We start from the raw sequence: 21,122 nt of genomic DNA on the forward strand, positions 1-21,122 counted from the left end.
TGGGTGAGATCGAATCGGTTCTGCGGAACCAGGTTTCGGTGTCACAGGCGGTGGTCGTGGTGCACAGCGACCGGCTCACCGGTGAGCAGCTCGTCGGTTATGTCGTGCCCGTTGCCGGTGCGGTGGTGGAGGTGTCGTCGCTGGCGGCCGGTGTCGCGGCGGAGCTGCCGTCGTACATGGTGCCGTCTGCGTGGGTGGTGCTCGAGGCGTTGCCGCTCAACATCAACGGCAAGATCGATCGCAAGGCGCTCCCGGCGCCGCAGGTGGTACAGCGCGAGTTCCGTGCTCCGGTCACCCCGGTCGAGCAGACGGTGGCTGCGGTGTTCGCGGAGGTGCTCGGGGTCGAGCGGGTCGGGTTGGACGACGATTTCTTCGCGCTCGGTGGTAATTCGCTGGTGGCGACGCAGGTGACGGCGCGGTTGGGTGCTGCGTTGGATGCGCAGGTGCCGGTGCGGATGGTGTTCGAGGCGTCGACGGTGGCGGGGTTGGCCGCTGCGGTGGAGTCGCATGCGGGTTCGGGTGCGCGGGTGGCGCTCACGGCGCGTCCGCGTCCGGAGCGGGTGCCGTTGTCGTTGGCGCAGCAGCGGATGTGGTTCCTGAACCGGTTCGACACCGCCTCCGCGGCCTACAACATCCCGATCCCGATGCGCCTGAGCGGGGAACTCGACGTCGCTGCCCTCGAAGCTGCGGTCCGCGACGTGATCGCCCGCCACGAGGTCCTCCGCACGTACTACCCCGAGGTCGACGGTGCCGGTGTCCAGGAGGTGCTTCCGGCCGGGTGGCTGCCGGAAGGCCTCGAACCGGTGCAGGTGCTCGACGAGAACGACCTGCGCAGCCGGGTCGGCGAACTGTTGTCCGCGGGCTTCGACGTGACCGTGGCACCCCCCGTGCGCGGCGCTCTGCTGCGGATCGACGAGCACGAGCACGTACTCGCTCTCGTCGTCCATCACATTGCGGCCGACGGTGTGTCGACCGGGCCTCTGGCCCGAGACATCGTCCTGGCCTACACGGCCCGCGTCGGCGGGCAGGCCCCGGCCTGGGAGCCCCTGGACGTGCAGTACGCCGACTTCGCGCTGTGGCAGCGCGAGGTGCTCGGCGACGAGAACGATCCCGGCTCCGTGATCGCCCGGCAACTCGACTACTGGATCGACACGCTCGCGGGCACGCCCGACGTCCTGGACCTGCCCACCGACCGGCCCCGGCCCGCGGTGCGCTCCGGCGTCGGCGCGAGCATCGATTTCGCGGTGCCGGCCGATGTCGTCGCCGGCATCAAGCGTCTGGCCGCGGATCAGCGCGCCACGCCGTTCATGGTCGTGCACACGGCACTTGCGGTGTTGCTGGCGCGATTGTCCGGCAGCGACGACATCACGATCGGTACCCCGGTCGCCGGCCGGGGTGAGGCCGCCCTCGACGACCTGGTCGGCATGTTCGTCAACACACTCGTGCTGCGGACCGGCGTCGACGGTGCCGCGTCGTTCCGGAACCTGTTGTCCGACACCACGCGTGTCGGTCTCGAGGCATTTGCGAACGCCGACGTTCCGTTCGAACGGCTCGTGGACCGCATCAACCCGGTCCGATCGCAGTCGTTCTCACCGCTGTTCCAGGTCATGCTGGCCTTCCAGAACTACACCCAATCGGTCGTCGAACTGCCCGGACTGTCGGTTTCCGCCCTCGACTTCGATTGGCAAGCAGCGCAATACGATCTGTCGGTCACGCTCGTCGAACCCGCCGGTGGCGACGGGTCGTATCTCGGTGAGATCGGTTACGCAACCGACATCTTCGACGCCGACAGTGTGGCCGCGGTGGCCGAGCAGTTCGTGCGAGTGCTTACGGCTGCGGTCGCCGAGCCGGATTGTCCGGTCGGTGACATAGCCTTGGTCGCCGAAGTGGAGCGGCAGCGGATATCGGAGCTGGGGCGCGGCCCGTCGGAACCAGCCATTTCCGGTGACCTGATCCCGGATCTGTTCGTGGCCCAGAGTCGGCGCACACCTGACGCCGTCGCGCTCCGCGCCGGGGATCGGACGCTGACCTACAGCGATCTCACGGCGCGGGTCTCGCGCCTCGCGCACCACCTGGTAGCGCTCGGCGTCGGTCCCGAGGTGCCGGTAGCGGTGGCCATCGGCAGGTCGATCGACATGGTGATCTGCATTCATGCGGTGCTGGCCGCAGGAGGCGCATATGTGCCAGTCGATCCCGAACAGCCTGCCGACCGAATCGCCTACCTACTTGATACCGCGGATGTCCATCTGGTACTCACAACATCGGATGAAGACGTGGAAACCGATCGCACCGTGCTGTGCGTCGACGGCCTCGATCTCTCCGATCGGCCGAGTGATCCGGTTCGCAACTCGGCCCGATGCAGCCCGATGCGGGCGGCCAACACCGCATACGTGTTGTTCACGTCCGGATCGACCGGTCGTCCGAAGGGCGTCGCGGTCTCGCACGGAGCGCTGTACAACCAGCTGCGATGGATGCGGGACGAATTCGGGCTGAACGATACCGACGCGGTGCTCCTCAAAACTCCCGCTACGTTCGACGCTTCGGTATGGGAACTGCTGCTGGCCACGACGGTCGGCGCACAAACGGTGATAGCTGATCGCGACGGTCACCGTGATCCAGCCTATTTGGCATCTGTCATCGCCAATGAGCGGATCACGGTGGCGCAGTTCGTGCCGTCGGTGCTCGACCTCGTAATCGACCAGGCGCGGCCCGCGCGGGCACTGCGGCTCGTCTTCTCGGGCGGCGAAGCGTTGTCGGTTGGGACGGCGGACAGTGTCCGGCAGCTGTATGGCACCGATGTCATCAATCTGTACGGACCTACAGAAGTGACCATTCAGGCAACCAGCCGCCAGGGAAGCGACAACGTCGCCGGAACGTATGTGCCCATCGGCACGCCTGTGCGCAACACCGACGCCGTGGTGCTCGACTCTCGGCTGCATCCGGTTCCGAGGGGCGTGATCGGCGAACTGTATCTGTCGGGTGCGCAGCTGGCCCGAGGCTATGCAGGACGCTCTCAGTTGACAGCGGAGCGGTTTGTTGCGAACCCATTCGGTGGGGCCGGCGAACGGATGTATCGCACCGGCGATCTGGTTCGGTGGACCCGGGCCGGCGAGTTGGTCTATGTGGGCCGCAACGACGACCAGGTGAAACTGCGTGGTCAGAGAATCGAACTGGGTGAGATCGAATCGGTTCTGCGCAACGTCGTTCGTGTGGCGGCAGGTGCTGTCGCCGTCCGATCCGATCGGATGATCGCCTATGTGGTGCCCGCCGGTGATGTGGACCCGGTACAAGTGCAGTCGGCGCTGAGCCAATCGCTGCCGCGGTACATGGTTCCCGACGTCGTGATGGTGCTGGACGAGCTTCCGCTCAACCACTCCGGCAAGCTCGACCGGCGTGCCCTGCCGGAGCCGGTCCTCGCCGCACGCGAGTTCCGGGCCCCGACGACGGCGGTGGAGGAGATCGTCGCCGCCGTCTACTCGGAGGTGCTCGGTCTGGACCGGGTCGGTCTCGACGACGACTTCTTCGCGCTCGGCGGCAACTCGCTCGTCGCGACCCAGGTGGTCTCCCGGATCGGCAGCGAGCTCGACACCCGGATTCCCGTGCGCGCTCTGTTCGAGGCTCCGACGGTCGGCGCCCTCGCGGCGGTCGCCGAGCAGCACGCGGGTGCGGGCGGCCGGGTGCCGCTCACCGCCCGGCCGCGTCCGGATCGTATTCCGTTGTCCGCCGCTCAGTCCCGCATGTGGTTCCTCAACCGGTTCGATCCCGGCTCGGCGGCATACAACGTGCCGATCGCGATCCGCCTGACCGGCGAACTCGACGCGACCGCGCTCGAGGCCGCGGTCAACGACGTGGTGGCCAGGCACGAGGCCCTGCGCACGGTGTATCCGGAGGTCGACGGCGCGGGCACTCAGGTGATCCTGCCCGCCGCGCAGGCGCGCATCGCGCTCACCCCGGTCGAGGTGACCGAAGCCGACGCGCTCGAGCGGGTGTTCGCCACGGTGGGGGCCGGATTCGACGTCACCACTTCCGTGCCGGTGCGGGCGGAGTTGCTGCGCATCGCACCGGACGAGCACGTGCTGGTGTTCGTGGCTCACCACATCGCCGCCGACGGTTTCTCGATGGGGCCGCTGACCAGGGACGTGATGGTCGCCTACGCGTCCCGTTCGCGCGGTGAGCATCCGTCGTGGGCACCGTTGCCGGTGCAGTACGCGGACTACGCGCTGTGGCAGCGCGAGGTGCTCGGTGCCGAGGACGATCCGCGGTCGCTGATCGCCGGTCAGCTCGACTACTGGACCTCCGCATTGGCCGGAGTCCCGGACCAGCTGGATCTGCCCGCCGACCGTCCCCGTCCGGCGATCGCGTCGAACACCGGCCGCGACCACCGCTTCGAGATCGGCGCGGATGTGCAGGCCGGAATCGCCGGCCTGGCGCGGCGCACGGGTGTCACCGCTTTCATGGTCGTGCACGCGGCGTTGGCGACGGTGCTGGCGCGCATGTCCGGCAGCGACGACATCGCGATCGGAACACCGATCGCCGGTCGTGGTGAGGCCGCGCTGGACGACGTGGTGGGCATGTTCGTCAACACCCTGGTGCTGCGGACCCGCATCGACGGGGCGGAGCCGTTCACGGATCTGCTGGCGCGGGTCAAGGACACCGATCTCGGAGCGTTCGGGCACGCCGACGTGCCGTTCGAACGGCTCGTCGAGGTGCTGGACCCGCCGCGGTCCCAGGCACGTCACCCGCTGTTCCAGGTGATGCTCACGTTCGAGAACCTCGGGCAGTCGAGCTTCGAGCTTCCGGGACTGACGGTCGCCGGTGTGCAGGCCGAGAACCGCAACGCGAAGTTCGATCTGCAGTTCGTCCTGTCGGACACGTTCTCCGCGGACGGATCGCCCGCCGGGATCGCCGCCGGCATCACGTACGCGACGGACCTGTTCGACGAGGCGACCGTGGTCTCCCTCGCGCAGCGTTTCACCCGGGTGCTCGCGGCGGTCGTCGCCGACCCGGGCCTGCGGGCCGGCGACGTTCCGGTGATGGACGCGGCCGAGCGGACCTCGGTTCTCGAAACGTGGAACGCCACCGCACACGAGGTGGATTCGACGGCGACGCTGGTGGACCTGTTCGAGGCGCAGGTCGCGCGCACGCCGGACGCTCCGGCGGTGGTGTTCGGCGACGACACCCTGACGTACCGGGAATTCGCGTCGCGCGTGCACCGCCTGGCGCGGGTGCTGATCGCGTCGGGTGTGGGACCGGACGCGCTCGTCGCGCTGACGATGCGCAGGTCGACGGAGCTGCTCGTCGGCATGTACGCGGTCGTCGTTGCCGGTGGTGCGTACGTGCCGATCGACCCCGACCAGCCCGCCGAACGCAACGACTACGTGCTGGCGACAGCCGACCCGGTCCTCGTGCTGTCCACCAGCGGTGACGTGATCGAGGCGCCGGGCCGGGATGTGGTGCTGCTCGACCGGATCGACGTCTCCGAGTATGCGGACGGTCCGATCGCGGACACCGAACGCCTCGGCGCGGTCCTTCCGGACAACACGGCCTACGTGATCTTCACGTCCGGTTCGACGGGACGGCCGAAGGGCGTGGCGGTCGCGCATGCCGCGATCGTCAACCGCCTGCAGTGGATGCAGGGACAGTACCGGCTGACCACCGACGACGTGGTGGTGCAGAAGACACCGTTCACGTTCGACGTGTCGGTGTGGGAGTTCTTCTGGCCCTTGCAGATCGGTGCCCGTCTCGTCGTCGCCGCACCGGACGTGCACCGCGATCCGGCGGCGCTGGCCCGGCTGATCGCCGGCGCGGGTGTCACCGTGGTGCACTTCGTGCCGTCGATGCTTGCCGCCTACGTCACCGAGCCGAGCGCGGCAGCGGGCTCGGGCCTGCGGATGGTGTTCGCGTCGGGTGAGGCGCTGCCGGCGCCCGTCGCCGCGCGGATGCGGGAACTCGTGCCCGGAGTCGCGGTGCACAACCTGTACGGCCCGACCGAAGCCGCGGTGGACGTGACCTTCCACGAGGTCACCGACGCGGACACGGTGAACGTGCCGATCGGTGCGCCCGTGTGGAACACGCGGGTGTACGTGCTCGACGACCGCCTGCAGCCGGTACCGCCGGGTGTCGCGGGTGAGCTGTACCTGGCGGGCGTGCAGGTGGCGCGCGGATATGTGCGGCGTCCCGATCTGTCCGCGGAGCGCTTCGTCGCCGATCCGTTCGTGACCGGGGCGAGCGAAGCGACGGGGAATGGTGGAACCGGGGCGAGCGAAGCGACGGGGAATGTTGCGGCCGGTGCCCGCATGTACCGGACCGGTGATCTCGTGTCGTGGTCGCCGACCGGGGAACTGAACTACATCGGCCGCACCGATTTCCAGGTGAAGGTGCGGGGTCTGCGTATCGAACTCGGCGAGATCGAAGCGGCGTTGACGGACCTGCCCGCGATCGGACAGTCCGTGGTCGTGGTCCACGACGGGGAACTCGGCCAGCAGCTCGTCGCGTACGTCGTCCCGTCCGACGGCGCCGACGTCGATGTGGCCGTGGTGAAGTCCGCGGTCGGGGCACGTGTGCCCGCGTACATGATTCCCGACGTGGTGACGGTGCTCGACGAGTTCCCGCTCAGCGCCAACGGCAAGCTCGACCGCAAGGCGCTGCCCGCACCGGTGTTCGAGGCCCGCGAGTTCCGTGCCCCGGCCACCCCGGTCGAGGAGATCGTCGCGGCGACGTTCGCGGACGTGCTCGGTGTCGATCGCGTCGGAGCCGACGACGACTTCTTCGCGCTGGGTGGCAACTCGCTCGTCGCGACGCAGGTCGCGGCGCGACTCGGCGCTGCTCTCGACACCGAGGTGCCGGTTCGTGTCCTGTTCGAGGATTCGACCGTGACGGCCCTGGCCGCCCGCGTCGAGACCGGTGCCGGGTCGGGCCGGCGGGCGCCGCTCGCGCCGCAGCCCCGCCCGGACCGGATCCCGTTGTCGCTGGCGCAGTCCCGCATGTGGTTCCTCAATCGGTTCGACACCGACTCTGCGGTCAACAACATCCCGGCCGCGGTGCGCCTGTCCGGCGAGCTCGACGTGGACGCGCTGCGCGCAGCCGTCGCCGACGTCGTGAGCCGGCACGAGGTGCTCCGCACCGTCTACCCGGCGGTCGACGGCGGCGGGCACCAGGTGATCCTGCCCGCCGGTGAGGCCGCGGTCGAACTGGATGTGCGAGCCGTCACTGCGGATTCGGCGTTCGCGGTGGTCACCGAGATCGTCGAGACCGGATTCGACGTCACCGCACAGGTTCCCGTGCGTGCCGCGCTGCTGCAGCTCGGCGGCGGCGAACACGTGCTCGTCTTCTCGGTCCATCACATCGCGGCCGACGGATTCTCGATGGCGCCGCTCACCCGGGACGTGATGGTGGCGTATGCCGCCCGCTCGCGGGGTGAGGCCCCGGCATGGTCGCCGTTGCCGGTGCAGTACGCCGACTTCACGCTGTGGCAGCGCGAGGTGCTCGGCGCCGAATCCGATCCCTCCTCGGTGATCGCACGGCAACTCGGCTACTGGACGGAGCGGCTCGCCGGAGTCCCCGACCAGCTCGACCTGCCGAGCGATCGCCCGCGACCGGCGGTGGCCTCGAACCGGGGCGCGGCGTACACGTTCACGCTCCCGGCGCGGCTCCAGGACGCGATCGGCGTGCTCGCCCGTGACCGCCGGGCGACGCCCTTCATGGTGGTGCACGCGGCCCTCGCGTCGCTGCTGGCGCGACTGTCCGGCACCGACGACATCGCGATCGGCGCGCCCATCGCGGGCCGCGGCGAGGCCGCACTCGACGACCTCGTCGGCATGTTCGTCAACACGCTGGTTCTGCGCACGGACGTTGCCGCCGCCGAATCGTTCGCGGACCTGCTCGACCGCGTACGGTCCACCGACCTCGGGGCGTTCGCGCACGCCGACGTCCCGTTCGAGCGCCTCGTCGAGGTGCTCGACCCGGCCCGGTCGCAGGGTCGCCACCCGCTGTTCCAGGTGGCGTTGTTCTTCCAGAACATGAACCGCACCGCCCTCGAACTCGGGGGACTGTCCGTTGCGCCCATCGAGACCGACACCCACCTCGTCAAGTTCGATCTGCAGGTCGCGGTCGCCGAGATGTTCGACGACACCGGCGCGTCGGCCGGTGCCGCGGTGGAACTCCAGTACGCCACGGACCTGTTCGACGAGCCGACGATCGTCGCGTTCGCGGACCGCTTCGTGCGGGTCCTCGACGCGGTGACCAGCGACCCGGCGATCGTCGTCGGGGACCTGCCGGTCCTCGCCGAAGGCGAACGCGCCGAGATCGTCGACGTGCGCAATCGCACGCAGCACCCCACGGTCGACACGTTGCTCCTCGACGGCTTCGATCGTCAGGTGCGGCTGACGCCCGAGGCCACCGCCGTCGTGTACGAGGACGAGTCACTGACGTACGCCGAGTTCGACACTCGGGTCACGGCGCTGGCGCGGCACCTGATCGCGCTCGGTGTCGGCCCGGAATCGCGGGTCGCCCTCGGTATGCGGCGCTCACTCGAACTCGTCGTCGGGATGTACGCCGTGCTGCGTGCGGGTGGTGCCTACGTGCCGGTGGATCCCGACCATCCGGCCGATCGCATCGCCTACATCCTCGAGGCGGCGGACCCGGTCGCCGTGCTGAGCACCGAACGGGACGGCTTCACCGCCGCGACCGGCCGGACCGTGCTGTTCCTCGACACCCTCGACCTGTCCGGTGTCGCCACCGGTCCGATCGGAGACGCCGAACGCCGTGGCTCCGTGCACGCGGACAACACCGCGTACGTGATCTTCACGTCCGGGTCCACGGGCAAGCCCAAGGGCGTCGCGGTCCCGCACGGCGCGATCGTCAACCAGATGGAATGGATGCAGGGGCACTACCTGCTCACCGGGTCCGACGTGTACCTGCAGAAGACCGCGACGACGTTCGACGTGTCGCTGTGGGGCTTCTTCATGCCCCTGCGTGTCGGGGCGACCCTCGTCGTCGCCACCCCGGACGGTCACCGCGACCCGCTGTACCTGGCGGAACGGATCCGTTCGGCGGGTGTCACCGTCACCGATTTCGTGCCGTCGATGCTGTCGGTGTTCGTCTCCGCGGTGGCGCCGGGCGACGTCGCGGGTCTTCGCGACGTGTTCGTCATCGGCGAGGCGCTGCCTGCGGCGACCGCCGAGGCGTTCGCGCGGATCAGCGACGCCGGGCTGCACAACCTGTACGGCCCGACCGAGGCCGCGGTCTCGATCACCTACCGGCAGGCCGCACCGGGTGATGTCGGCTCGGTTCCGATCGGTGTGCCGCAGTGGAATTCGAAGGTCTACGTCCTCGACTCCCGACTGAACCCGGTGCCCGACGGTGTGCCCGGCGAGCTGTATCTCGCCGGGGCTCAGCTGGCGCGCGGCTATCACGGCCGTGTCGATCTGACGAGCGACCGGTTCGTGGCCGACAGGTTCGAAACAGGTCGGCGGATGTACCGCACGGGTGACCTCGTGTACTGGCAGGGCGGTGAACTCGTCTACATCGGGCGCACCGACTTCCAGGTCAAGTTCCGTGGCCAGCGCATCGAGCTCGGCGAGATCGAGGCGGCGTTGCTTGCCGACGACGCGGTCATCTCGGCGGCCGTGCTCGTCGTCGACACCGTCACCGGTGAGCAGCTCGTCGCGTACGTGGTGCCCGGGACGCCGGAGTCGTTCGACCTCGAGCGGGCCCGCGAGGCACTGACCCGGAAGCTGCCGACCTACATGATGCCGTCGGCGTTCGTCGTGCTCGACGAGTTCCCTCTCAACGCGTCGGGCAAGCTCGACCGGAAGGCGCTGCCCGCACCGGTGTTCGAGGCGCGGGAGTTCCGGGCGCCGTCCACTCCGGTGGAGGAGATCGTCGCCGGCGTGTTCGCCGAGGTCCTCGGTGTCGGCACGATCGGTGTCGACGACGACTTCTTCGAACTCGGCGGCAACTCGCTCGTCGCGACGCAGGTCGTGGCGCGACTCGGCGCAGCCCTCGACACGGTGGTGCCGGTGCGCGCGCTCTTCGAGGCGACGACCGTCGAATCGCTCGCGGCGCGGCTCGAGTCGCACACCGGGGGACCGGGCCGTGCGGCCCTGGTGCCGCAGGTGCGCCCGGACCGGATTCCGTTGTCGGCGGCGCAGTCCCGCATGTGGTTCCTCAACCGCTTCGACCCGGCGTCGGCCGCGTACAACATCCCGATCGCGATTCGCATGTCCGGGCCGCTCGACGTACCCGCGCTGCAACTCGCCGTCGACGACGTGGTCGCCCGGCACGAGGTGCTGCGCACCGTCTACCCCGAGGTCGACGGCGCCGGCGTACAGGACGTGCTGTCCCCGGAACGGGCGCGCCTGGCAGTGGACGTCGAGAACGTCCCGGAGGCGGAGGTGCTCGCGCGGGTCATCCGGCTGATCTCGACCGGGTTCGACGTCACGGCGGCGGTGCCTGTGCGTGTCGGGCTGCTGCGGATCGGTGAGGACGACCACGTGTTCGTGTTCGTCGCCCACCACATCGCCTCGGACGGATTCTCGATCGCCCCGCTGACCCGTGATGTCGTCACGGCCTACGCGGCACGGTCGCAGGGCGGCGCACCGGTCCGGGCGCCGCTGCCGGTGCAGTACGCGGACTACACCCTGTGGCAGCGGGACGTGCTCGGGGACGAGACGGATCCGCAGTCGCTGCTCGCGCAGCAGCTCGCGTACTGGACCGAGACCCTCGCCGGGGTTCCCGACGAGGTGACGCTGCCGACGGACCGGCCGCGTCCCGTCGCACTGTCCCATCGCGGTGCCACGCACCGGTTCACCCTGCCTGCCGGCGTGCGGGCCGGTATCGACCGGCTCGCCGCGGAGCGGGGGTCGACACCGTTCATGGTGGTGCACGCCGCGCTGGCACTGCTGCTGGCCCGACTGTCCGGAAGCGACGACGTCACCGTCGGTGCTCCCGTGGCCGGCCGCGGCGACGCCGCGCTCGACGATCTCGTCGGCATGTTCGTCAACACGCTGGTGCTGCGCACCCCCGTGGTCGCCGAGGACACGTTCGCGGACCTGCTGGCACGCGCCCGGAAGACGGACCTCGGTGCGTTCGGGAATGCGGACGTGCCGTTCGAACGACTCGTCGAAGCGCTCGACGTCGAACGATCCACGTCCCGCAACCCACTGTTCCAGGTGGCTCTGGTGTTCCAGAATCAGCCGGCCGCAACGTTCGACCTCGGTGGACTCCGGCTCGCCGCAGTCGAATTCGATGACGGGGTGTCGCGCTTCGACCTGCAGGTGACCGTCACCGAAACCGGCGGCGACGGGGAGTACGGCGTCGACCTGACCTACGCGACCGATCTGTTCGACGAGGCGACCGTCGTGTCGTTCGCCGAGCGGTTCGGCCGGGTGCTGGCCGCGGTCACCGCCGATCCCACGATCGTCGTCGGCGATGTCGAGGTCCTCGCGGACTCCGAGCGCGCGGCACTCGTCGGTGCCGCACGGTCGGGAACCGCAGTGGCACGCGCACCGCGCGGCCCGGCATGGACGTCGACGCTGCCCGCGCTGATCGCCGAAGCGGTCGCGAAGAACCCGGACGGGATCGCCGTGACCTCCGGCGACCGGGCACTGACCTACCGCGAACTCGACGAACAGTCGTCGCAGTTGGCCCGCATGCTGCTCGGCCGGGGCATCGGTGCGTCCGATCTCGTTGCGATCGCCGTACCGAGGTCGATCGAATCGGTCCTCGCGGTGTGGGCGGTCGCGAAGACCGGCGCCGGTTACGTCCCGGTCGACGTCAAGTACCCGGCCGATCGGGTCGCCCACATGATCGACGACTCCGGAGTCGTTCTGGGACTGACGTTGTCGGCGCACGTGGACGGTCTCTCCGGCGGCGTGGACTGGCTGGTCCTCGACGACGAGGACGTCCGCTCGCGGTGCGCCGTCGAGTCCGGGGCGCCGGTCACCTACCGCGATCTGCCGGCGCCGATCAGGTCGTCGCAGGTGGCGTACGTGATCTACACGTCGGGTTCGACGGGCCGACCGAAGGGTGTGAGCGTCACCCATGCGGGCCTGCACAATTTCTGCGTCGAGCAGTACGAGAGGTATTCGCCGACGCAGCGGTCGCGCGTGCTGCACGTGGCGTCGCCGAGTTTCGACGCGTCCGTGCTCGAACTGCTGTTGATGCTCGGCGCCGCCGCGACGATGGTGATCTCGCCGCCGGACGTGTTCGGCGGAAGTGCCCTCGAGGACCTGATCCGGCGCGAGTCGGTGACGCACGCGTTCATCACCCCGACGGTGCTGGCCTCGATGGACCCGACGGGTCTGGATTCGCTGCAGCATCTCGTCGCCGGCGGCGAGGCGGTTTCGGCGGACATCGTGGAGAAATGGTCGCCGGGCCGGTCGCTGTACAACGGCTACGGACCCACGGAGACGACGATCATGTCGAACATCTCCGATCCGATGACGCCCGGTGCTCCGATCACGATCGGCGGACCGATCCGGGGAATGCGGGAACTGGTGCTGGACAACCGGTTGCGGCCCGTGCCCGTGGGCGTGCCCGGTGAGTTGTACATCGCCGGTGTGCAACTCGCTCGTGGATACCACGAGCGTCGCGGCCTGACCGCGGACCGGTTCGTCGCCGATCCCTTCGGTGCTCCCGGCGAGCGCATGTACCGCACCGGCGATGTCGTCACGTGGACGGCGGACGGCGAGATCGCCTACGTCGGGCGCAGCGACTTCCAGGTCAAGATCCGCGGTCTGCGCATCGAGCTCGGTGAGATCGACGCGGCGCTGTCCGCGCATCCGTCCGTCGACGTGGCCGCGACGGTCGCGCACCGGGACGGCGAGTCCGCCTCGGCGCGTCTGGTCGGATACGTGCTGCCGGTCGCCGGTGCGGAGATCGATCCGTCCGAACTCAAGGAGTTCGTCGCGAGAAGCGTGCCGTCGCATATGGTTCCGTCGGTGATCGTGGTGCTCGACGAACTGCCGCTGACGCCCGTCGGGAAGCTGGATCGCCGGGCGCTCCCGGCACCGGTGTTCGAGGCACGGGAGTTCCGCGCGCCCGTCACACCGATCGAACTCGCGGTCGCGGCCGTGTTCGCCGAGATCCTCGGAACCGAACGTGTCGGCCTCGACGACGACTTCTTCGAACTCGGCGGGCACTCGCTGCTGGTGATCAAGGTGATCAACCGGCTGCGGGACCTGACCGGACTCGAGGTCGGGGTCCAGGAGTTGTTCGACCATCCGCAGGTCGAGGACCTCGCCCGGTCGATCGATCCGCAGGGCAGCGGCTCGGACGTCGCGAGCTTCGCGGACCATGTGAGTCTCGCAGCGGACATCACCGCTGCCGGTGCGCAGCCGCCCCGCGTCGAACCCGAGGTCGTGCTGCTGACCGGCGCGACCGGCTTCCTCGGTTCGCATCTGGTGCGGGAACTGCTCGACCGCACCGGCGCCGAGGTGTGGTGCCTGGTCCGGGCCGACTCGCCCGAACACGGACTGGCCCGGATCGAAGAATCGATGCGTCGGTTCGGATCCTGGCAGGACACCGCAGCGGACCGCATCGTCGCGGTGCCCGGCGACCTCGGGCAGGACAGGCTCGGACTGAGCGAGGAACGCTTCGCCGAACTCGCCGGACGCGTCGACGCCATCGTGCACAACGGCGCCCGGGTCAACCACATCGAGACGTACAGCCGGTTGCATCGGCCGAACGTGCTCGCCACCGAAGAACTGCTGAGGCTCGCCGCCACAGGCCGGCTCAAGCCGCTGCACTTCGTGTCCACCGGTTCGGTGCTCACCGACGAGGCGGCACTCGCGGCCGGGCAGCCGTACGTCGCGGGCGAGGACGACCTGCTCGACGCCGAACGGGTCGGTGGTTCCGGATACGTTCAGTCGAAGTGGGTCGGCGAGGCCGTGGTCCGGCTCGCCGGCGAGCGGGGCGTGCCGGTGTCGATCTACCGGCCCGGTCTGATCACCGGCGACGTGGTGACCGGTGCGTGCGGTTCCGACGACGCGTTCTGGAACATGGTGCGCGCCATCGTCGCCCTGCAGCAGATCCCGGACATCGCGACCGGGACGGTGCCGATGGTTCCGGTCAACTACGTCGCCGGGGCGCTGGTGCGGCTCGCACTCGATCCCGAGACGTGGGGCGGGACGTATCACCTCGTGTCGCAGCGCCGGGTGCCGATGACCGAACTCGAAACCCAGCTGCGGGCACACGGATTCGATCTGAGGGTGGTGTCGGTGCCCGAGTTCGGCGAGGCGTTGTTCACCACGGCGGAGAAACTGTCCGCCGCCGGTGACGACAGCCTGATGCGGGCGATGCTCGTGTCCGGCCAGTTCGCGACCGGGCTCGCCGAGATCGAGACGTTCTCGGACGAGAAGGCACGCGCGCACCTGGCCGGAACCGGAGTGGACTGCCCGGTCGTGGACGCGGAAGTGCTCGGCCGCTACGTGGACTACTACACCCGCACCGGCTTCTTCCGCCGCCTCGACGACCGGTAGCGGGAACCGTAACGGCAACGGCCGGACCGGAACACATGTTCCGGTCCGGCCGTTGCCGTGTGCGGGAGGAGGAAGGTGAACGATCAGACGCCGAGTGCACCGGCCAGCACCGGCCAGGAGTTCTCCAGATCGTCTCGCCAGTAACCCCACGAATGGGTGCCGGTGTCCCGGAAGACGACGGTCGCCGGGATGTCCAACTCGTCGAGACGCCGGGCCATGTTGTGGGTGCAGCCGTTCGTCGCGGCCTCGATCACGCCGCCGACGACGACCTGGTTCGCGAGTACCCCGACGTCCCCGTCGATATCGGGGCCGTCGAGCGTGTCGTACCGCCCGGGCAGGCCGCTGCCGTTCGACAGGTACAGGGCGAGGCCGCGCAATTTCTCGGCGTTGACGTAGGGGTCGTTCTCCACCCACGCCGGATCGTTCGGTGGGCCCCACATGTTCGTGGTGTTGCCGCCACCCCACGTCTCGACCACGAGATTCACGTACGCCTGCCCGACCGGATCCGACGTCTGCGCGCAGCCGCTGTACGCGGCCACCCCGCGATACAGTCCGGGCTTCGCCATCGGAAGCTGCAGCACCGAGGTGCCCGACGACGACAGGCCCGCAATGGCGTTGACGCCGTTGGTGCCGAGGCCCGCATCGATCAGCGGGGGCAGTTCCTCGGTCAGGAAGGTCGTCCACTTGTTGACGCCGAGCACCGGGTCGGGCCGCTGCCAGTCGGTGTAGTAGCTCCATTTCCCGGCCATCGGAGTGACGACGTTGATGTTCTTGTCGGACAGGAAGGACGCCGCGTCGGTGCGGGCGCTCCACGTGGCTCCGTCCTCGCCACCGCCGGCGCCGTTGAGCAGATACAGCGTGGGCCGAGGGACCGAGGTGTCCTCCGGTCGGAGTATTTCGAGCGGAATCTCTCGGTCCATGGACGCCGAATAGACGGAGAGCACGAGCGACTGTTCGCCGCGCACCTCGATTCCGGTGATGTGCGAGCCGTTCGCCGACACCGGCGACGCGAGCGGTTCTCCGCGTTCGACAACGGGATCTGCGGCGGCGGCTCCCAGCGCCGGAAACAGGGCGCCGAGCAGCGCGGATACCAGCAAGAGCGCTGCGCGCGCTGCGGTTCGGGTCATGCGTCGCGGACCTGCCTGCCGGGGCGATCGGACCTGCCGATCGCCGGGACTGTTCGGTTGTTCATCGCCGCGCACCGCGATTGTGTTTCATTCCCGGAGAGTCCTTCTCGCGAGGGGATCCGCTGCCGGAGAATCGAACTTCTTTACGGTATCGTCACCGTTGGCGTACGGTGTGATCCGCACCGATGGGGGGTTCGTGCTGTCGCCGCCATCGTTGAACCGGCCGCAGTGGTGGCCGCTTACAGGAGGAGTTCCCAGATGCGTCGTGCACTGACCGTTCTGCTCGGCAGCGCAGCCGCTGCCGGTATCGCTTTCGGCGCCGCAGGTGCCGCTCAGGCGGAGCCGATCGTGCCGCAGGCGCCGATCCCGTTCATCGGCCTGACCCCGGACCAGCTCGCGAACGCGGTCACCCCGCCGAACTGCCCTCCGGGCAACCTGTTCGCCGTGGTCGGCGGTCAGTGCTTCGTGATCGGCTGACACGCGACCACAGATCGCAACGGTCGACGATGGGATCCCTCAGGGGGTCCCATCGTCGCATGTACGAGGGCGCTGCGCCGCGGTGACCCGACACGCAGCAACAGCAATGGAGAAGGTGGGAAGCGAGCGCATGCGCCGAAACACGAACCGTACGGCGGTAGCCGTCGCGAGGACCCTGGCCGTGGTACTGACCGCGGTCGCACTGCCCACCGCTGCGGGCGCGGCGACCGCGGGCGCCGATCCGGTCCTCGACACCGGGAACGTTCTGTCCTCGGTGGAGTCGCCCAACGGTTCGAAGATCACCAAGACCGAGGTCTACGACGATCACTCGATCATCATCTGGATCCATTCGGCGTCCATGGGACGTGAGATCCCGGTCGACGTGTGGCGTCCGGCCGACACGAGCGAACCGCGCCCCACGCTGTATCTGCTCAACGGAGCCGGCGGCGGCGAGGACGCCGGTACGTGGCGCCTGCAGACCGACGCGATCGACTTCCTGACCGAGAAGAACGTCAACGTCGTGTCGCCGCTGGCCGGCAAGTTCAGTTACTACACGGACTGGTACTCCCCGGATCCGGTTCTCGGCAACAACAAGTGGACGACGTTCATCACCGAGGAACTGCCGCCCATCGTCGACGCCGCGCTCGGCACCAACGGCGTCAACGCCATCGCCGGCCTGTCGTCGTCCGGCACGTCGGTGTTCTCGCTCGCGACCGCGAAGCCCGGACTGTTCGGAGGTGTCGCCGCCTACAGCGGATGCGCGCAGACCTCCGACCCGATCGGCCAGCAGTTCGTGAAGCTCGTGGTCGAGACGTGGGGCGGCGGCAAGACCGACAACATGTGGGGCCCGCTCGACGATCCGGCATGGAAGGCGAACGACCCCTACCTTCACGCCGACAAGCTGCGCGGCCTGGAACTGTACGTCTCGAACGGCACGGGCCTGCCGGGCCGGTACGACAACGGCGACGGCCCCGGTATGAACGGTGATGCCGGAAACGTGGCCAACCAGATCATCGTCGGTGGCGTGATCGAGGCTGCCACCAACTACTGCACGCACAACCTGCAGGACCGGCTGAACGAACTGGGCATCCCCGCCACCTTCAAGTTCCGCGAGGACGGCACCCACTCGTGGGGCTACTGGGAGGACGAGCTGAAGGAGTCGTGGCCCGTGCTGGCACGCGCGCTCGACATCGACGAAGGCTGAGCCCGAGAGCGAAGCGGCAGCCGCGACGAAGAATCCGGGGCCGGTGACGAACGAGTCGTCACCGGCCCCGGTGTCGTGTCGGGGAAGTGTCTCAGGCCCGCCACACCAGCCGGCGCGGCTTGAGCCGGTCGAGGGTGGTCCACAGCCGGTAGCGCCGGCCGGGGATGCTCACGATCCTGCCGCTCGCCGCGTCCTCGAGCGCGGTCCGCGCGACCTCCGTCGTGTCGAGCCACAGCTGCTTCGGAACACCGGAGACGTCCTGCCCGCCGCGCGGGTGGAACTCGGTGTCCATGAAGCCGGGGCACAGCGCGACCATGCGCACACCGTCCGCGGCCACCTTGTGGGCGAGCCCCTCCGAGAACTTGACCACCCACGCCTTGCTCGCGCTGTACGTCGACGCGGGGCCCGTGAACAGACCGGACACGCTCGCGACGTTCACGATCGTGCCGCGGCCGGCCGCCCGCATCGGGGGGAGCGCGGCGTGCGTCAGTTCCAGCACCGCCGTGACGTTGACACCGAGCTGCCCGCGCAACAGGTCGAGATCCGCGTCCCAGAACTCCCCGTCGGTGAGGAAACCGGCGTTGTTGACGAGCACGTCGACGCCCTTCGCGAGCCGCTCGGAGACCGTATCCCGTCCGGCTTCCGACGCGAGATCCGCCGTGATGATCTCGGCTCGGACGCCATGCGCACCGGCGAGTTCGTCCGCGAGTGCGCGCAACCGCGCCTCGTCGCGGGCGACCAGGACCAGATCGTGCCCACGCTCGGCGAGCAGACGGGCGAACGAAGCGCCCAGACCGGAGGTGGGCCCGGTGACGAGCGCGACCGGGCGGCTCGAGGGAGGTTGCGTGGCTGCGGAATCAGTCATGCGGCCACCGTAATGGACCCGGGTCAGTTGTGAGCGGCGGCGTGGCGGTAGCCGCGGACGGCCGGATACAGGAACACCGCGATCATCCCGAACGACCACGCGCACGTGAGCAGCAACGGCTCGAGGACGGGGCCGCCGAGCGACAGACCCTTCATCGTGTCGACGGCGCACGAGAGCGGCTGGTACTGCACGACCGGCTGCAACCACGTCGGATAGGCCATCACCGGAACGAATCCCGAATTGAAGAACATCAGCAGCGTGCACACGATCGACACGGTCTCCACGAGCGGGGAGTCACCGGAGACCACGGCCAGCGCGGTGACCATCACCGCGAACCCGACCCCGAACAGAATCGGGATCAGCATCATGACGATTCCGGCCAGCGGCCCCTGCAGGAAACGGAATCCCAGGGCGGATCCGACCACCACGATGAGCAGCGTCGTGGCGAAGATCCGCACGGCCTCGGCCATCATGCGACCGACCAGGCCCGATGCCCGGTGGATCGGCATCGCCCAGAACCGGCTGAGCAGACCTTTCTTGTGTTCTTCCCGCAGCCCGACGGCGCTGACCACCGAACCGAACATCGCACCGATCAGCGCGATCAGCGGCACGTTGCCGTAGATCGCGGGCTGCCCGGTCGCGGCGGTGATCGAGTCGCCCAGCACCAGCCGGAACATCACCAGGGTCAGCGCCGGATACAGCAAGGCCTGAATCATGGTGGCCGGGTCGCGCGACCAGCGGCGCAGCAGCCGGCCGCACTGCATCAGGCTGTGGTCGGCGAGCGCACGCACCGATCCTTCCGGGTGCGCGGCGTCGGGTTCCGGGAAGTCGAACATGCGGTCGGCGTCGAAGGCGCCCTGCGGCAGGTCCCGGTCGATGTTGGTGCTCATCCGCGCCTCACACTCGCCCAGACCGCGAGGGGCGCGCACACGACGAGCAGGCCGGCGCACCACAGCGCCGCCGGGAGCAGCACCGACCCGGTGATGCCACCTTCGGCCATGTCACGCATCGCGAAGGAGAACTGGGAGATCGGCTGGTTGCGGACGAACGGACGAATCCACTCGGGGAACCCCTCTTCGGGAACGAAGCCACAGGACAGCATGCCCAGGATCAACTGGGGCAGGGCCAGCGCCTGCGCGGTCGCCTCGGGACTTTTCGACAGAGATCCGATCGCGTCGGCTCCCAGTGACAGGGTGACGCCGATGAGCATGCCGAACCCGCAGAACGCCGCAGCCTGCCAGAAACCGGCGCTGAACCGGAATCCGATGGCGTACCCGAAGAGCAGCGCGGCGGTCAGCGCCACCGCGGACCGGACGAAACTGCTGGTCATGCGGGAGATGAGCGGAACCGGGGCCGACACTGGCATCGTCTTCAACCGGCTGGTGAAGCCGTTCGCGGATTCCGAAGCGGCGGTCTGCGAAGCGGAGATCGCGGTGAACGCCATCGCCTGCATCACGATGATCGGCATCAGGAACTGGGCGTAGTCGACGCCCCTGATCTGCATCACGAACTTCAACGGCAGATAGAACCCGATCGTGAAGACCAACGGCGCGATCACCGCGATGAGCAGGTCGCCCTCGCGGATCATCGATCGGATCGACCGGCCCGACAGGGCGCGCCACTGGTGGAAACCCGATGGTTCGGGGCGGCGGTGCACGCCGGTGTTCTTCTCCGGTAGCGACAGCGTGGCGTCACGTCGAAGATTGCGCTGCGAGGCCAGGCTCTTCACGTTCTTCGCCGTCGCGGTCACGTGGACACCTCCTCCGCCGGGGTGTCGTCGGCAGCCGGAGCGGTGGAGTGGCCGGTGAGAGTGAGGAACACGTCGTCGAGCGAGGGCCGGCGCAGTCCGATGTCCGCGAGTGGAATCTCCTCCGAATCGAGGCGGCGCAGGGCTTCCGCGAGCGTCGCCGCCCCGGCCGGCGCGGGAATCGAGACGCGGTCGACGCTCGGATGCTGCGCGATCTCGGCGCGCACCTCGTCGGGCACCAGGTCGCCGAGTGCGTGAACGACCCAGCGCACGGCCGCCGGGTCGGCGGGCACGATTTCGCAGAAACTGCCCCCGGTGCGGGCCTTGAGCTCGTCGGCGGTGCCCTCCGCGACGACGGTGCCCTTGTCGATGACGATGATGTTGTCGCTGAGGAGATCGGCCTCCTCGAGATACTGGGTCGTCAGCAGCACCGTGATGCCCTGGTTCTTCAGCGCCGCGACGAGCGACCACACGCCCTGCCTGCTGCGTGGATCCAGTCCGGTCGTCGGTTCGTCGAGGAACACGACCTCGGGACGCACGACGAGTCCGCAGGCGATGTCCACCCGTCGCCGCATGCCGCCCGAATAATGCCGGACCGCGCGTTTACCGGCGTCGACGAGATCGAACTCCACCAGGAGGGCATCCGCCCGGGCTTTCGCAGTCGACCGGTCGAGTCCCATCAGGCGCCCGAACAGGATCAGGTTCTCCCGGCCGGTCAGCGCCTCGTCGAGCGCCGCGTACTGACCCGTCATCATGATCGAGCGCCGGACTTCGGGCGCGTGGGTCATCACGTCGTAGCCCGCGATCGTCGCGCGGCCGCTCGTGGGCCGGATCAAGGTCGACAGGATGTTGACCGTCGTCGTCTTTCCGGCGCCGTTCGGGCCGAGGATTCCCAGGACGCTGCCCGGGGGCGCAGAAAAGGTGATTCCGCTGAGTGCGTGCACATCGCCGAACGATTTGTGGACGTCTTCCACCAGCACCGCGTAGTCCTGATATCCCAGCATCACGCTCCACCGTCGAGTTCGATCGGATCGGCCCGTTCTCTCCTGTTCTCCCGCTCTCCTTGTTCCTCGGTGCGACCGCCGCAATGTTACCCGCGCGGGCGATCCGGACACGTCCGTCCGGAATCTCCGCGGATTCGGATCTGCATCGCTGTCCCGTCCCGTGACCGTAATGCCCGATACCGGCCCGGGGCGGGAATTCGTTCGCTATCGTGGAATTC

8 protein-coding genes are annotated in these 21,122 nt (G+C 68.8%); 3 read left to right on the top strand and 5 right to left on the bottom strand.

The genetic code is table 11. The annotated features are described in order from the left end of the window. On the top strand, window positions 1-14,480 hold a 14,480-nt coding region (locus A8G15_RS20030; RefSeq protein ID WP_156665486.1), incomplete at its 5' end, for a non-ribosomal peptide synthetase. A gap of 83 nt (window positions 14,481-14,563) precedes the next feature. Here the strand turns inward: A8G15_RS20030 and A8G15_RS20035 are convergent. After that, on the bottom strand, window positions 14,564-15,607 hold the full coding sequence (locus A8G15_RS20035) for an alpha/beta hydrolase (protein WP_068163559.1): 1,044 nt from the start codon (window positions 15,605-15,607) through the stop codon (window positions 14,564-14,566). 258 nt (window positions 15,608-15,865) lie between these two features. On the opposite strand from A8G15_RS20035, the gene A8G15_RS20040 reads away from it, so the two are divergent. Both A8G15_RS20040 and A8G15_RS20045 read left to right on the top strand, forming a co-directional pair. Beyond that, window positions 15,866-16,084, top strand: coding sequence for a hypothetical protein (locus A8G15_RS20040; protein ID WP_068163562.1), 219 nt, complete (start codon window positions 15,866-15,868; stop codon window positions 16,082-16,084). Between the two features lie 130 nt (window positions 16,085-16,214). Next, entirely contained in the window at window positions 16,215-17,288 is a 1,074-nt protein-coding gene (locus A8G15_RS20045) for an alpha/beta hydrolase (protein WP_082900032.1), read from the top strand. Window positions 17,289-17,379: 91 nt separating this feature from the next. On the opposite strand, the gene A8G15_RS20050 is transcribed toward A8G15_RS20045, so the two are convergent. From A8G15_RS20050 to A8G15_RS20065, 4 genes are read right to left on the bottom strand one after another with little or no spacing between them, the layout of a single operon-like run. Beyond that, complete coding sequence (locus A8G15_RS20050; protein WP_068163564.1) at window positions 17,380-18,153, bottom strand: SDR family NAD(P)-dependent oxidoreductase; 774 nt, start codon at window positions 18,151-18,153, stop codon at window positions 17,380-17,382. A 23-nt stretch (window positions 18,154-18,176) separates the two neighbouring features. Next, complete coding sequence (locus tag A8G15_RS20055; RefSeq protein ID WP_068163683.1) at window positions 18,177-19,043, bottom strand: ABC transporter permease; 867 nt, start codon at window positions 19,041-19,043, stop codon at window positions 18,177-18,179. Further along, the gene (locus A8G15_RS20060) at window positions 19,040-19,903 is read right to left on the bottom strand and encodes an ABC transporter permease (protein ID WP_068163566.1); all 864 of its coding nucleotides are present in this window, start codon (window positions 19,901-19,903) and stop codon (window positions 19,040-19,042) included. The genes A8G15_RS20055 and A8G15_RS20060 overlap by 4 nt, the downstream gene beginning before the upstream one ends. Further along, window positions 19,900-20,904 (bottom strand): daunorubicin/doxorubicin resistance ABC transporter ATP-binding protein DrrA, encoded by a 1,005-nt coding sequence (locus A8G15_RS20065; protein WP_068163570.1) that lies wholly within the window; start codon window positions 20,902-20,904, stop codon window positions 19,900-19,902. Before A8G15_RS20065 ends, A8G15_RS20060 begins: the two co-directional genes overlap by 4 nt. Between the last annotated feature and the right edge of the window lie 218 nt (window positions 20,905-21,122).

This window comes from Rhodococcus phenolicus, assembly GCF_001646785.1.
Taxonomy (GTDB): domain Bacteria; phylum Actinomycetota; class Actinomycetes; order Mycobacteriales; family Mycobacteriaceae; genus Rhodococcus; species Rhodococcus phenolicus.

Bases quoted from the DNA above. Each gene is read 5' to 3' on its own strand.
- A8G15_RS20035 (WP_068163559.1), bottom strand. From the start codon at position 15,607: ATGACCCGAACCGCAGCGCGCGCAGCGCTCTTGCTGGTATCCGCGCTG.
- A8G15_RS20040 (WP_068163562.1), top strand. From the start codon at position 15,866: ATGCGTCGTGCACTGACCGTTCTGCTCGGCAGCGCAGCCGCTGCCGGT.
- A8G15_RS20045 (WP_082900032.1), top strand. From the start codon at position 16,215: ATGCGCCGAAACACGAACCGTACGGCGGTAGCCGTCGCGAGGACCCTG.
- A8G15_RS20050 (WP_068163564.1), bottom strand. From the start codon at position 18,153: ATGACTGATTCCGCAGCCACGCAACCTCCCTCGAGCCGCCCGGTCGCG.
- A8G15_RS20055 (WP_068163683.1), bottom strand. From the start codon at position 19,043: ATGAGCACCAACATCGACCGGGACCTGCCGCAGGGCGCCTTCGACGCC.
- A8G15_RS20065 (WP_068163570.1), bottom strand. From the start codon at position 20,904: ATGCTGGGATATCAGGACTACGCGGTGCTGGTGGAAGACGTCCACAAA.